Source organism: Klebsiella sp. 54 (genome assembly GCF_018223875.1).
GTDB lineage: Bacteria > Pseudomonadota > Gammaproteobacteria > Enterobacterales > Enterobacteriaceae > Klebsiella > Klebsiella quasipneumoniae.
Genome location: NZ_JAGRRA010000002.1, coordinates 1,413,150 through 1,425,525, shown reverse-complemented (window position 1 = coordinate 1,425,525; position 12,376 = coordinate 1,413,150). Strand labels below are relative to the sequence as shown.

14 protein-coding genes are annotated in these 12,376 nt (G+C 59.3%); 10 read left to right on the top strand and 4 right to left on the bottom strand.

What is annotated here, in order from left to right; translation table 11 throughout:
* The first annotated feature begins 22 nt into the window (after window positions 1-22).
* Together asr and KHQ24_RS08495 are read left to right on the top strand one after the other, a co-directional pair.
* Entirely contained in the window at window positions 23-442 is a 420-nt protein-coding gene (gene asr, locus KHQ24_RS08500; protein WP_004206052.1) for an acid resistance repetitive basic protein Asr, read from the top strand.
* Window positions 443-1,382: 940 nt separating this feature from the next.
* The gene (locus tag KHQ24_RS08495; RefSeq protein WP_004206054.1) at window positions 1,383-2,195 is read left to right on the top strand and encodes a trypsin-like serine peptidase; all 813 of its coding nucleotides are present in this window, start codon (window positions 1,383-1,385) and stop codon (window positions 2,193-2,195) included.
* Here the strand turns inward: KHQ24_RS08495 and KHQ24_RS08490 are convergent, their stop codons facing one another.
* A complete protein-coding gene (locus KHQ24_RS08490) occupies window positions 2,196-4,298 on the bottom strand; it encodes a putative bifunctional diguanylate cyclase/phosphodiesterase (RefSeq protein ID WP_225855523.1) in 2,103 nt (700 codons plus the stop codon). It abuts the gene before it with no gap.
* On the opposite strand from KHQ24_RS08490, the gene KHQ24_RS24500 reads away from it, so the two are divergent.
* Window positions 4,270-4,383, top strand: a complete 114-nt coding sequence (locus tag KHQ24_RS24500) for an ArsR family transcriptional regulator (RefSeq protein WP_224052065.1) — start codon at window positions 4,270-4,272, stop codon at window positions 4,381-4,383. The genes KHQ24_RS08490 and KHQ24_RS24500 overlap by 29 nt on opposite strands.
* 74 nt (window positions 4,384-4,457) lie before the next feature.
* Here KHQ24_RS24500 and kpnF read toward each other — a convergent pair whose 3' ends face one another.
* The 3 genes from kpnF to KHQ24_RS24550 all read right to left on the bottom strand — a co-directional run bounded on the left by kpnF (window position 4,458) and on the right by KHQ24_RS24550 (window position 5,440).
* The gene (gene kpnF, locus KHQ24_RS08485; protein ID WP_004206057.1) at window positions 4,458-4,787 is read right to left on the bottom strand and encodes a multidrug efflux SMR transporter subunit KpnF; all 330 of its coding nucleotides are present in this window, start codon (window positions 4,785-4,787) and stop codon (window positions 4,458-4,460) included.
* Window positions 4,774-5,136, bottom strand: coding sequence for a multidrug efflux SMR transporter subunit KpnE (gene kpnE / locus KHQ24_RS08480; RefSeq protein WP_004206058.1), 363 nt, complete (start codon window positions 5,134-5,136; stop codon window positions 4,774-4,776). The genes kpnF and kpnE overlap by 14 nt, the downstream gene beginning before the upstream one ends.
* Before the next feature lie 118 nt (window positions 5,137-5,254).
* Window positions 5,255-5,440 (bottom strand): hypothetical protein, encoded by a 186-nt coding sequence (locus KHQ24_RS24550; protein WP_004148297.1) that lies wholly within the window; start codon window positions 5,438-5,440, stop codon window positions 5,255-5,257.
* 138 nt (window positions 5,441-5,578) lie between these two features.
* On the opposite strand from KHQ24_RS24550, the gene KHQ24_RS08475 reads away from it, so the two are divergent.
* From KHQ24_RS08475 to KHQ24_RS08445, 7 genes are all read left to right on the top strand, one after another.
* Window positions 5,579-6,613: an AI-2E family transporter gene (locus tag KHQ24_RS08475; protein ID WP_004206059.1), complete on the top strand. Its 1,035-nt coding sequence runs from the start codon at window positions 5,579-5,581 to the stop codon at window positions 6,611-6,613.
* Window positions 6,614-6,834: 221 nt separating this feature from the next.
* A complete protein-coding gene (gene mdcA / locus KHQ24_RS08470) occupies window positions 6,835-8,490 on the top strand; it encodes a malonate decarboxylase subunit alpha (RefSeq protein ID WP_080840989.1) in 1,656 nt (551 codons plus the stop codon).
* Window positions 8,490-9,332: a triphosphoribosyl-dephospho-CoA synthase gene (locus tag KHQ24_RS08465; protein WP_211777222.1), complete on the top strand. Its 843-nt coding sequence runs from the start codon at window positions 8,490-8,492 to the stop codon at window positions 9,330-9,332. The genes mdcA and KHQ24_RS08465 overlap by 1 nt, the downstream gene beginning before the upstream one ends.
* Before the next feature lie 17 nt (window positions 9,333-9,349).
* On the top strand, window positions 9,350-9,649 hold the full coding sequence (gene mdcC / locus KHQ24_RS08460; RefSeq protein ID WP_017900317.1) for a malonate decarboxylase acyl carrier protein: 300 nt from the start codon (window positions 9,350-9,352) through the stop codon (window positions 9,647-9,649).
* Window positions 9,642-10,475: a biotin-independent malonate decarboxylase subunit beta gene (locus KHQ24_RS08455; RefSeq protein WP_099441821.1), complete on the top strand. Its 834-nt coding sequence runs from the start codon at window positions 9,642-9,644 to the stop codon at window positions 10,473-10,475. Before mdcC ends, KHQ24_RS08455 begins: the two co-directional genes overlap by 8 nt.
* Window positions 10,475-11,275 carry a biotin-independent malonate decarboxylase subunit gamma gene (gene mdcE / locus KHQ24_RS08450; RefSeq protein ID WP_080840991.1) on the top strand — a complete coding sequence of 267 codons (801 nt, stop codon included), beginning with the start codon at window positions 10,475-10,477 and terminating at the stop codon, window positions 11,273-11,275. The genes KHQ24_RS08455 and mdcE overlap by 1 nt, the downstream gene beginning before the upstream one ends.
* Before the next feature lie 140 nt (window positions 11,276-11,415).
* Window positions 11,416-12,375, top strand: coding sequence for an AEC family transporter (locus tag KHQ24_RS08445; protein WP_211777221.1), 960 nt, complete (start codon window positions 11,416-11,418; stop codon window positions 12,373-12,375).
* The last annotated feature ends 1 nt before the right edge of the window (window position 12,376 follow it).

Here is a 12,376-nt window from a genome sequence, read left to right as displayed (position 1 = left end):
AAAACTTTTCGAGGATATCAGAATGAAAAAAGTATTAGCTCTGGTCGTTGCCGCTGCTATGGGTCTCTCTTCCGCCGCTTTCGCTGCTGACGCAGTAAGCACCACTCAGGCGCCTGCTGCTACCCACAGCACTGCTGCCAAGACCACCCATCACAAAAAACACCATAAAGCCGCAGCAAAACCAGCTGCAGAGCAGAAAGCTCAGGCTGCCAAAAAACACAAGAAAGCAGAAGCGAAACCAGCCGCTGCCCAGAAAGCCCAGGCCGCTAAAAAACACAAAAAAGCAGAAGCTAAACCAGCCGCTCCGCAGAAAGCCCAGGCCGCTAAAAAGCACCACAAAGCTGCCGCTAAACCGGTAGCCCAGAAAGCCCAGGCAGCGAAAAAACACCACAAAACCACCAAACACCAGGCCGCTAAACCTGCTGCACAGCCGGCAGCATAATTCCTCCCGGTGAACCAACCTTCTTAAATAATCGGCGCTGTTTCAGCGCCGTTTTTTCTGGAGAGCACTATGCTGCGGCGCTATCGTTTTGAGCTCATCCTGATCCTGTTAATCATTTGCGCAGTGGTTGCGACCCGCTTTTTCCTCTATTAATTGTTTCGCCCCCTCTCCCGTTTTGCCGCCTGGCGCAGACTTCCCGGAAGGTGAATGTCGCGCAAATATTATTGCCTGCCTCTTACCACTCTCTGTATCCTGCCGCTGCCAGCGGTGCAAATAACGCCCGGCGCCCGAAGACGCCAGACACGTTAGCAAGAAACCATCGCGCGCCTGGCCCCCATGCGGCGGCCAGACTCATCACAAAGCACGTACCGCTTCCATCACCAGATAGCCGGTTGCGCCCCAGATGGCCACGGAGACCAGGGAAACATAGACCAGTGCGCGAATACCTTTTTTAGACATATACCCTCCGAACGCCGGGGAAATAGAATTCAGGCTATCATCGCCGGTATTACCTCTCTATTTACTCAACGGCGGGGTGACGGTAACAATGTTTTCGGTGAGAAAATGTTTCGCATTGAAAATTATTACGTGAGGTGTAAAGAAGTGCGAATTCTGGTGAAGTTCTGGCGGGTAAACGTATTATTTTTGCGCATTCCGCTGACAAACCAGGAATAACCTTAAAGAAGTGTTGCTGCATTATTCGCCAATTTCAGTACGTTCTGATACACGAATGTTCTTGCGCCAGACCGCGCTTTCTGCGGAAATAGCAGCAGAAGGTTACTGGTATTAACCGATTGAAATCAGACGGTTTTACCCGCGCCAGAGCCCACCGAGCGCAGATGAGACATGCCGTTTGGCCTGATAAGAATTATTGTTTACTTTCATAAACTTAAATCTCCTGCTACTGTCAATAGACATCATAGCCTCCCCAGAGAGTGATATGCGTAGAAACGTTCTGTTATTACTGTGTTCATTTTATCTGTTACCTCTGGGCGCACATGCCGATGATAACGGACTGAGCGCCAAAGATATTAAGACGTTGTTTTTCGGTCACGATGACCGTAAAGCGGTGAGCCGTCCGGAGGAGAGCCCGTGGGACGCGATTGGCCAGCTGGAGACCGCCAGCGGCAATCTGTGCACGGCGACGCTCATCTCCCCCAACCTGGCGCTGACCGCGGGCCACTGCCTGTTAACACCCCCGCGCGGCAAGCCGGATAAAGCGGTCGCTCTGCGCTTTATTTCCCGCAAGGGGAACTGGGTGTATGAGATCCACGGCATTGACGGACGAGTGGATCCCGGCTTAGGCAAGCGCCTGAAAGCCGACGGCGACGGCTGGATCGTTCCCTCCGCCGCGGCGCCCTCGGATTTTGGCCTGATCGTGCTGCGCTATGCTCCCTCAGGCATCACGCCGATCCCGCTCTTCCCCGGCAGTAAGGCCGATTTAACCGCGGCGCTGAAGGCGGCGGACCGGAAAGTGACCCAGTCAGGTTATCCTGAAGATCATCTGGATAATCTTTATAGCCACCAGGACTGCATCGTCACCGGCTGGGCGCAAAACAGCGTTCTGTCGCACCAGTGTGACACCCTGCCCGGCGACAGCGGCTCGCCGCTGCTGCTGAAAACCGCGGACGGCTGGCAAGTGATCGCCGTGCAAAGTTCGGCTCCCGGCCCGCAGGATCGCTGGCGAGCGGACAACCGCGCCATCGCGGTGACCGGCTTTCGCGATAAGCTGGAGGCGCTGGCCGGAGAGTAATTACCCCTGCTGCTGGCGCCGCTGCAGCAGGTCGGCGATCGGCATCGGTTTACTGAAGTAAAAGCCCTGTAGCCGGTCGCAACCGGCCCGCCGCAGCAGCGCCAGCTGTTGCGGATCTTCAACCCCCTCAGCCACGACCGTCATCCCCAGCGCGCGGGCGATGCGCACCGTGCCGCGCACCATCTCCGCCGCCTGCGCATCACAGTCCACCCGCCCGGCGAGGGATTTGTCAATCTTCAGGCTGTCAAAACGAAAGCGGCGTAAATAGCCGATGCTCGAATAACCGGTGCCAAAATCGTCCAGCGCCACGGCGATGCCCTGGGCCTTCAGATTCTCCACCACCGCCTGCGAACGTTCCGGATTTTCCAGCACATAACTCTCCGTCACCTCCACTTGCAGGCGTGACGGCGGAAAGCGGCAGGCAGCGACCGTCTCCATCACCCGGCTTTCAAAAGCCGGATCGCGAAATTGCGCCGGGGAGATATTCACCGACAGCAGCAGATCGCTCACCGGCTGCAGATCGCTGCAGGCACGTTGCAGAACGAACTGGCCGAGGGTGTCAATCAGGCCGCTGCTCTCGGCAATGGCGATAAATGCATCCGGCGCCAGCGCACCCTGCGGGCGACGCGGCCAGCGCAGCAGCGCTTCAACACCGGTCATCGTCAGGGTATCGGCATCGACTACCGGCTGATACCAGACCTCAAATTCATCCTGCTCCAGCCCCTGACGGATGCCATTCTCGATCATCAGCTGATGACGTCGCACGGCATCCAGCGCATCGTCATACCAGGCCGTCTGCCCCTTGCCGCTCTTCTTGGCGTGGTACATGGCGATATCCGCCCGGCGAAACAGTTCGGTACTGGAGCATTCCGCCGGGGTTCCGCTGGCGATGCCGATGCTGGCGCCGATATAAATTTTGCGTTTGCTCAGTGCCACCGGCGCTTTCAGCAGCTCCAGCGCCGCCCAGGCGAACGCCGCCGCCCGGTCGATCGCTTGTTCGCCGCTCACCGCCATGGCGAATTCATCCCCGCCCATTCTCGCCAGCATGGCCTCCGCCGGCACCCGTTTTTGCAGCGCGCTGGCGATATGGCGGATCAGGGCGTCGCCCACATCGTGGCCATAGTTATCATTCACATCCTTAAATCCGTCCAGATCGATAAACACCACGCACTGCATGTCGTGCTTACTCGTGTCGCACACCTGGCTTAACCGCAGCAGCAGCGCTCGTCGGTTGGGCAGCCGGCTGAGCCAGTCAATCAGGGCGATCTCCCGCGCCTGACGTTCGCCGCGGGCCAGCTTATACATGCCGAGGCTGCTGAACAGAATAAACAGCAGGATCAGGCTGGCGGCCACCCCGGCGATCAGCCGCATACTGCCTGATGAGGCCAGGGCCGCTTCGGCGCCGGGCAGACGCGGCTGCCACGCCAGATAGCCCAGCACCTCGCCTCCCTGCGTGCGCAGCGGAATACGGTGTTCGCCGGGGCCGTCGCTGAGATGGAGATGACTTATCTGGAAGGTGTCGCCTAAACGCTGCAGCAGCTGAGGACTGATGTGCCGGGTAATGACCAGATAGCGCCGGGTATCGTCAGCCACCTGCAGCCGGCCGGTCGTCGGCCGGATCAGGCCGATGCCGACGAAAGCGATCCCTGCCTCGGTGCGCGTGATGCCGGCGAAGGCGTTTTTGCCCTCGCGCAGAGCCTTTGCATGATAACGGATCAGGCTGGTCAGCCCGGCGCCGAGAAATGAAAGGTCTGTCCGGGGCATCACCTGACTCTGAAAGGCGCCCCACAGAATGTGATAATGTTCATCAAGGACAAAGGTGCCGTCGTACAGGTTATTGATTTTGAAGCCCGATCCCCAGGTGTCGTACAGCCATTTTTGATCCAGTCTGGGGGCGTAAGTCTGGGTCACCGCATCGTCCCAGATAGCATTGTCCAGCACCAGGGACAGCACCCGGTTGACCGATGTCTGCACCGCCCCTTCCACCGACAGGACCGAACGCTGCTGGTCAATTTCATTGGATTTGCTGGCAATGAGGTGTTGCGACAGGTAAAGCAGGGAGATCACCGACGCGGTGAGGCCGAGCCCGGCGAGAAAAATCATTATTGACAACGTCCTGGCGGAAGGAATTTTCCGCCAGCCGAAAGCTGTGAACATGCGCAGTCCTCATCGTCACCGGGCACAATAACTGCGGGGCCGGTCTTGAGGTAAGCATACTACAGCGGACCCGTTTTGCCGCCTGGCTTTGCAGGCGGCGCGACGTCAGGCGAGTTTAATTAACACCATGCCGGCAACCAACAGGATGACTCCCGCCCAGCCTTTGTTATTCAGGCGCTGGCCAAACAGCACCCAGCCGGCGGCAATGGTCGCCGCGATACCGAAGCCGCCCCACAGCGCATAGGCAACCGACAGATCGATGCCTTTTACCGCCTGCGAGAGGGCGCTGAACGCACCCAGCACCGCCGCCAGCGACAGGATGCCATAGACCTTGCGGCGGAAACCGTCGGAAAACTTCAAAAAGACGTTGGCAATAATCTCCAGAACAATGGCGATAGCCAACCAGGCGGCGTGGATCCACTCAAACTGCTGCATGAGCCACCTCCTGCTTCGACGACGCTTTTTTCTGGGTGCCGGACTTAATCAGGACGATCCCCACCACCAGTGTGGTCAGACCGGCTATTTTCAGCAGCGACAAGCTTTCATCAAATAACAGAACGCTGAACAGGGTGATCAGCAAAATGCCAATTCCTTCCCATAACGCGTAAGCCACGCCGAGGGCAATTTTTTTAACTGCAAAGGCGAGAAAAATATATGACAGAGCTATCATGGCCAGCATTAAAATATAGCCGGTATGCCCACCGCTGATGCTTGCCCATTTCATCGACAACGTGCCGGTAATTTCAGCAACAATAGCTAAAGCTAATAAAATCCAATAAAACATGATCCCTTCTCCTGCTTGAGAATATAATCCATTACCGTTTACGAGACGCGTAAACCGGAAAATTTCTGACGTAGATTTCGCTGTGCGCTTGGCGCCAGCTCAGGCAGAAAGAAGGTGACTATAGCGCCGAATGCCAGTGCTGTTCGCCGGCAAAACGGGAAAAAGTGAGGGATACTGCGGGGTGATTTAAAATATACATCCTGAACTGATTGTCCATAAAATTACAATTATCCGCGGTGTTGCTTCTCGTCCGGTGCGGATGGAAATTGTCCTCAGTAGTTAAACACAGGTAGATTTGTAGCATAGTGCTACATTTAATTCAAAGACTTTGCAATTCTTTACGCCGCGGTTTTGCAGCAATGCGTTTTTTCTGAAAAAAAACGTCATTATGCTAATGTAACGCAACCTGTTAACAGGCAAGGAAGATTGAGGACGGGATCCTATGGCTAAACCTATTATTACACTTAACGGACTAAAGATGGTCATCATGCTGGGCATGCTGGTGATCATCCTGACCGGCATTCGCTTTGCGGCAGACATTATTGTCCCGTTTATTCTCGCGCTTTTTCTGGCGGTGATCCTTAATCCGCTGGTGCAGCTGCTGGTCCGCTGCCGGGTGCCGCGCGTGCTGGCGATCTCACTGCTGATAGGCCTTATCGTGATGTTAGCCGTTGTGCTGCTGGCCTCGCTGGGGACCTCGCTTAACGAGCTGGCGCGCACCCTGCCGCAGTACCGCAACTATCTCTACGAACCGATGCAAACCATCGCCCCCTGGCTGCAGCGCCTGGGTTTTACCGTCTCGGTGGTGGAGCTTAACAAATACATCGACCCCAACGCCGTGATGACCCTGGTCACCAGTCTGCTCACTCAGCTGTCGAACGCCATGTCCTCGATTTTTCTGCTGCTGCTGACGGTGGTGTTTATGCTGCTGGAGGTGCCGCAGCTCCCCGCTAAACTCCAGCAGCTGATGTCCCGCCCGGTAGAAGGCATGGGGGCTATCCAGCGCGCTATCGACAGCGTGTCGCATTATCTGGTGCTGAAGACCGCGATTAGCCTGGTCACCGGGCTGGTGGTCTGGGGAATGCTGGTTCTGCTGGACGTGCGCTTCGCCTTTATGTGGGGGCTACTGGCCTTCGCGCTGAACTATATTCCCAATATCGGTTCCGTACTGGCGGCCATCCCGCCGATCCTGCAAGTGCTGGTGTTCGGCGGCCTGTACGAGGCGCTGGTGGTGCTGGCCGGCTATCTGATCGTTAACCTGGTGTTCGGCAATATTCTCGAACCGCGGATCATGGGGCGCGGCCTGGGGCTCTCCACTCTGGTGGTGTTCCTGTCATTGATCTTCTGGGGCTGGCTGCTGGGGCCGGTCGGTATGCTCCTGTCGGTGCCGTTAACGATTATCGTCAAAATTGCCCTTGAGCAGACCAGCGGCGGGCAGAGCATCGCCTTCTTACTAAGTGATGTGAGCAAACAGTAAACCTTTCCCGGGCCGGTGGCTGACCGGCCCTCCTCTCCTTGTCAGCTGCAGTAGACCACTACGCCTTTTGTATTATTGATCCTCATCACAAAGTGCCACTCACCATTGTTACTCTCAGGCTAACGATTGGCCGCCGTGCTTAATTGATGCTCCGCGCCCCGCGTCGCACACTACCCTCCACCAGGACAAACAAAACGATTTGTCGAATCAGGAGGTTAATAATGAATGCCGAACAAACGACGGGGCGGGTCTGGAACCGTCGCCGGACGGAAAAGCAACGGCGGCTGGCCGAGGCCAACATCCCGGGCAAAGTCATCCCTACTGACCAGCTGGTCAGCGTACTGGAAAACCTGCTCGCCCCCGGCGACCGGGTGGTGCTGGAAGGCAACAACCAGAAGCAGGCCGATTTTCTCTCCCGCATGCTGGCGGAAGTCAATCCGCAGAAAATCCACGATCTGCATATGATCATGCCCAGCGTCGGGCGCAGCGAACACCTTGACCTGTTTGAAAAAGGCATCGCCCGTAAGCTCGATTTCTCCTTCTCCGGTACCCAAAGCCTGCGCATTTCGCAGCTGCTGGAAGATGGGCTGCTGGAAATCGGCGCCATTCATACCTATATCGAACTCTACTCCCGCCTGTACGTCGATCTGTCGCCTAACGTCGCGCTGATCGCCGGCTACAAAGCCGACCGCAAAGGTAACCTCTATACCGGGCCGAGTACCGAAGATACCCCGGCGCTGGTGGAGGCCGCCGCCTTCCACGACGGCATTGTTATCGCTCAGGTCAACGAACTGGTGGACGACGAGTGCGATCTGCCCCGCGTCGATATTCCCGGCTCGTGGATTGATTACGTGGTGGTCGCCGACAAGCCGTTCTTTATTGAACCACTGTTCACCCGCGACCCGCGCCTGATTAAGCAAGAACACATTCTGATGGCGATGATGGCGATCAAGGGCATCTACGCAGAGCATCAGGTGCAGTCCCTCAACCACGGGATCGGCTTCAACACCGCCGCCATCGAACTGCTGCTACCGACCTACGGCGAACAGCTCGGCCTGAAAGGCAAAATCTGTAAACACTGGACCCTGAACCCGCATCCGACCCTGATCCCGGCGATCGAGAGCGGCTGGGTGGAGAGCGTGCACTGCTTCGGCGGCGAGCTGGGGATGGAAGAGTACATCCGCGCCCGCCCGGATATCTTCTTTACCGGCCCGGACGGCTCCATGCGTTCCAACCGCGCCTTCTGCCAGCTGGCGGGTCAGTACGCGGTGGATATGTTTATCGGTTCGACCCTGCAGGTGGATGGACTGGCTAACTCCTCGACCGTCACACGCGGCCGCCTTTCCGGCTTCGGCGGCGCGCCGAACATGGGCCACGATCCGCACGGCCGCCGCCACGCTACCCCTGCCTGGCTCAATATGATCACCGAGCCGGACCCAATGCAGCGCGGTAAAAAACTGGTGGTGCAGATGGTCGAAACCTTCCAGGCCGGCGTGAAACCGACCTTCGTTGAGACCCTCGACGCGGTCGACGTGGCCAAAACCTCCGGCATGCCGCTGGCGCCGGTGATGATTTACGGCGATGACGTCACCCACGTGCTGACCGAAGAGGGTATCGCCTATCTGTATCGTGCGGAAAGCCTGGAAGAGCGCCGGGCGATGGTCGCCGCAGTGGCCGGGATCACCGATATTGGCCTCGGGGTGGACGCAAAACGCGTGGCTGCCCTGCGTCAGAGCGGCAAAGTGGTCTACCCGGAAGATCTGGGTATTCGCCGCAGCAAGGCAACCCGTTCACTGCTGGCCGCCGGCAGCGTCGCCGACCTGGTGGAATGGTCCGACGGATTGTACAACCCACCGGCAAAATTCCGGAGCTGGTAATGAAAATTCTCTCTCCCCTGCACGCCGAAAGTCGCGTCAGCTGGCTGGCGGACACCGCCAGCGCCTGCCTGATTGACGAAGCCCGTCTGAGCCCGAAACCGGGTCTGGTCGACAGCCGCGGCAGCGGCGCGCATCAGGACCTCACGCTGGCGCTGATGGAACGCTCCGCCCGCAGCCTGCAGCCGACCTTCCATGCGCTGGCCCAGCAAAGCTGGCGCCGCCCGGCGGATATCGCGCTGCGCGAAACCGTCGGCCGCCTCGGTCGCGAAGGCGAAGCGCAGATGATGCAGGCCACCGGCGGGGTCAATACCCACCGCGGCGCCATCTGGGCGCTGGGGCTGCTGGTCAGCGCGGTGGCGATGTTGGGTGGAGAGGGGCAATCACAGACGATCGCCGACACCGCCGCCGCCCTCGCCCGCCTGCCCGACAGCCTGGCGCCGAAAAGCTTCAGTAAAGGGCTGCGCGCCAGCCGCCGCTGGCAGGTGCCTGGCGCGCGCGAAGAGGCGCAGCGCGGTTTCCCGCATATCACCGCCCTGGCGCTGCCGCAGTTACAGCAAAGCCGCGCCCGGGGCGCCAGCGAGCCGCAGGCGCGACTTGACGCGCTGATGGCCATCATGACCTCGCTGAGCGATACCTGCGTGCTGTCGCGCGCCGGCATGAGCGGCCTGCAGACCATGCAGCAGGGCGCCCGCGAGGTGCTGGCGGCCGGCGGTTGCGCCAGCGTCGCCGGACGCGCCGCCCTGGCGCGGCTTGACGCGCAGATGCTGGCGCACAACGCCTCGCCGGGCGGCGCCGCCGATCTCCTTGCCGCCACCCTGTTTCTCGACCAGGTTGCCGGCTAACGCATTCAGAGGATGTTATGGAACAGATTACATTGTCATTTCCTGCCAGCCGCGCCCTCAGCGGCAGAGCGTTGGCAGGGGTTGTAGGTTCAGGCGATATGGAGGTGCTCTATACCGCCGCCGGGAGCGATACGCTCCGCGTGCAAATTACCACCTCGGTGGATAACAGCCAGGCGCGCTGGCAGGCGCTGTTCGACAGGCTGAACCTGATCAACGGCCTGCCCGCCGGGCAGTTGGTTATTCACGACTTCGGCGCCACGCCGGGCGTCGCCCGTATTCGTATTGAACAAGTCTTTGAGGAGGCCGCTCATGCGTAACGATCGCAGCTTTATCGAACTGCGCGCTCGCGAACGCGCCCACGCCCTGCTGGACGACGGCAGTTACCGCGAACTGCTGGATCCGTTTGACGGCATTATGTCGCCGTGGCTCGGCGCGCAGGGCATCGTCCCGCAGTCCGACGACGGTATGGTGGTCGCCAAAGGCACGATCAACGGCCAGCCGGCGGTGGTGATTGCCATCGAAGGCACCTTCCAGGGCGGCAGTATGGGCGAAGTCTCCGGCGCCAAAATGGCCGCCGCGCTGGAGCTGGCGGCGGAAGATAACCGCAACGGTATCCCGACCCAGGCGGTGCTGTGCCTCGAAACCGGCGGCGTACGTCTGCAGGAGGCCAACCTCGGTCTGGCCGCCATCGCCGATATTCATGCCGCGATTGTCGACCTGCGCCGCTACACCCCGGTGGTCGGCATTATTACCGGTACCGTCGGCTGCTTCGGCGGTATGTCCATCGCCGCGGCGCTGTGCAGCTATCTTATCGTCACCCGTGAAGCCCGTCTCGGCCTCAACGGCCCGCAGGTTATCGAGCAGGAAGCCGGCATTGAAGAGTACGACTCCCGCAACCGGCCATTTATCTGGAGCATGACCGGCGGCGAAATTCGCGCCGCCAGCGGCCTGGTCGACGCGCTGGTTAACGATGGCGTCAACGCCGTTAAAACCGCAATGAATGAGGCGATCGCCAAAGGCGTACCGGCACAGCACCGCAGCGACAACTATGACGATTATCTGCGTCGCTTGAGCCAGTTCGATACCCGCCAGCAGGCGGATACCGCGCAGATTAAACAGCTTTTTGCCCGGGAGGATAAATAATGAGTCAGTTCCCAAACCGCGCCGCGCTATGGCTGAATAAACTGGCGCCCAACGCGCCGCTGATGAACGGGTTATGCGCCTCTGTACAGGTCGCGGATGGCCAGATTGATGGCGAAAACGTCCGCTTTATCGCCGTGGTACCTGACGCTAACAACCACTACCCGCGCGCCGCCGGCGGCGAAGTCGGCCTGCTGGAAGGCTGGACGCTGGCGAAAGTGGTCAACGAAACCATCGCCGCTGACGCCGACCAGCCTGGTAAACGGCCGATCGTCGCCGTGATCGATGTGCCGAGCCAGGCCTATGGCCGTCGCGAGGAAGCTTTTGGTATTCACCAGGCGCTGGCCGGAGCGGCAGGCGCCTACGCCAAAGCCCGTCTGGCCGGCCACCCGGTGATTGGCCTGATTGTCGGCAAAGCGATGTCCGGGGCGTTTCTGGCCCACGGCTATCAGGCCAACCGCCTGATAGCCTTTAACGATAGCGGCGTGCTGGTTCACGCGATGGGTAAAGAATCGGCCGCGCGCATTACGCTGCGTACCGTAGAGGCGCTGGAGAAACTGGCGGCGACCATCCCGCCGATGGCCTACGACGTCAGCAACTACGCTACGCTCGGCCTGCTCTCCGCCCTGCTTGATATCAACCATCCGGATGCGCCAGACGAAGGCGATCTGTCACTGGTCAGCCGTACCCTGCGCGACGCCATCGCTGACGCGCGCCAGGATCCCTCGCTGAAGTGCCGCCTGGGTGCGGAAAACCGCCGCAGTTCGCAGCAGGTCCGCGACCTTATGCGCGCCAGCTGGTAAGACGTTCGTTCGTACGTAAGTAGTAGAAGAAAACCTGCCGGAAGCCGTCCCCCGAAGCGCGTAATAACCGCGCCGGGCAGGGACGGCTTTTAGAAAAAATAACAATCGCGCCAGTACTCTATTTTATTTACAGGTGATTTATGACTTATGTGATTATTCATGCTCTTGCCCCGATTTTCGTCATTATGCTGCTGGGCTTCTGGGCCGGTAAGGCCGGGATGGTAGATAACAAAAATGTCTCCCTGCTCAATATCTTTGTAATGGATTTCGCCTTACCCGCTACGCTGTTCAGCGCCACGGTGCAAACCCCATGGGCCGGTATCGTCGCCCAGTCGCCGCTGGTGCTGGTGCTCACCGGCGCGATGTGGATCACCTACGCCGGGATCTACTTCCTCGCCACCAGCATGTTCAAACGCACCCCGCAGGATGCCGCGGTGCTGACCCTCACCGTCGCGCTGCCGAACTACGCCGCGCTGGGCCTGCCGATCCTTGGCAGCGTGCTCGGCGAAGGCGCATCGACCTCGCTGTCGGTGGCGGTCTCTATCGCCTGCGGTTCGGTCCTGATGACCCCCTTCTGCCTGCTGATTCTGGAACGTGAAAAAGCCCGCGCCGCGGGGGAAAACACCGGTTCTACGCTGGCGATGCTGCCGGTGCTGATGTGGCGTTCGGTGAAAAAGCCGATCGTCTGGGGCCCGCTGCTCGGGGTGGTGCTTTCCGCTATCGGCATTAACATGCCGGACCTGCTGCTGGCCTCCATCAAACCGCTGGGCCTGGCCGCTACCGCAGCAGCGCTGTTCCTCACCGGGGTGATCCTCTCGGCGCGTAAACTGCAGATCAATGCGCTGATCGCCACCTCCACCCTCGTAAAACTGCTGGTACAGCCGTTTATCGCCTGGGGTCTGGTGATGCTGCTGGGTCTGCATGGCTCCATCGCGATTACCGCGATCCTGATGATTGCCCTGGCCGCCGGCTTCTTCGGCGTGGTGTTCGGCAACCGCTTCGGCGTGCAGTCCCCGGATGCTGAAGCCGTGCTGTTGTTAAGCTCGGTTCTGTGTATCCTGTCGTTACCGCTGTTTATCTCTTTGACTTCAGGACTGTAAA

Bases quoted from the DNA above. Each gene is read 5' to 3' on its own strand.
- mdcC (WP_017900317.1), top strand. From the start codon at position 9,350: ATGGAACAGATTACATTGTCATTTCCTGCCAGCCGCGCCCTCAGCGGC.
- KHQ24_RS24550 (WP_004148297.1), bottom strand. From the start codon at position 5,440: ATGCTACAAATCTACCTGTGTTTAACTACTGAGGACAATTTCCATCCG.
- KHQ24_RS08495 (WP_004206054.1), top strand. From the start codon at position 1,383: ATGCGTAGAAACGTTCTGTTATTACTGTGTTCATTTTATCTGTTACCT.
- KHQ24_RS08490 (WP_225855523.1), bottom strand. From the start codon at position 4,298: ATGATTTTTCTCGCCGGGCTCGGCCTCACCGCGTCGGTGATCTCCCTG.
- KHQ24_RS08455 (WP_099441821.1), top strand. From the start codon at position 9,642: ATGCGTAACGATCGCAGCTTTATCGAACTGCGCGCTCGCGAACGCGCC.
- asr (WP_004206052.1), top strand. From the start codon at position 23: ATGAAAAAAGTATTAGCTCTGGTCGTTGCCGCTGCTATGGGTCTCTCT.
- kpnE (WP_004206058.1), bottom strand. From the start codon at position 5,136: ATGTTTTATTGGATTTTATTAGCTTTAGCTATTGTTGCTGAAATTACC.
- mdcA (WP_080840989.1), top strand. From the start codon at position 6,835: ATGAATGCCGAACAAACGACGGGGCGGGTCTGGAACCGTCGCCGGACG.
- mdcE (WP_080840991.1), top strand. From the start codon at position 10,475: ATGAGTCAGTTCCCAAACCGCGCCGCGCTATGGCTGAATAAACTGGCG.
- kpnF (WP_004206057.1), bottom strand. From the start codon at position 4,787: ATGCAGCAGTTTGAGTGGATCCACGCCGCCTGGTTGGCTATCGCCATT.
- KHQ24_RS08445 (WP_211777221.1), top strand. From the start codon at position 11,416: ATGACTTATGTGATTATTCATGCTCTTGCCCCGATTTTCGTCATTATG.
- KHQ24_RS08475 (WP_004206059.1), top strand. From the start codon at position 5,579: ATGGCTAAACCTATTATTACACTTAACGGACTAAAGATGGTCATCATG.
- KHQ24_RS08465 (WP_211777222.1), top strand. From the start codon at position 8,490: ATGAAAATTCTCTCTCCCCTGCACGCCGAAAGTCGCGTCAGCTGGCTG.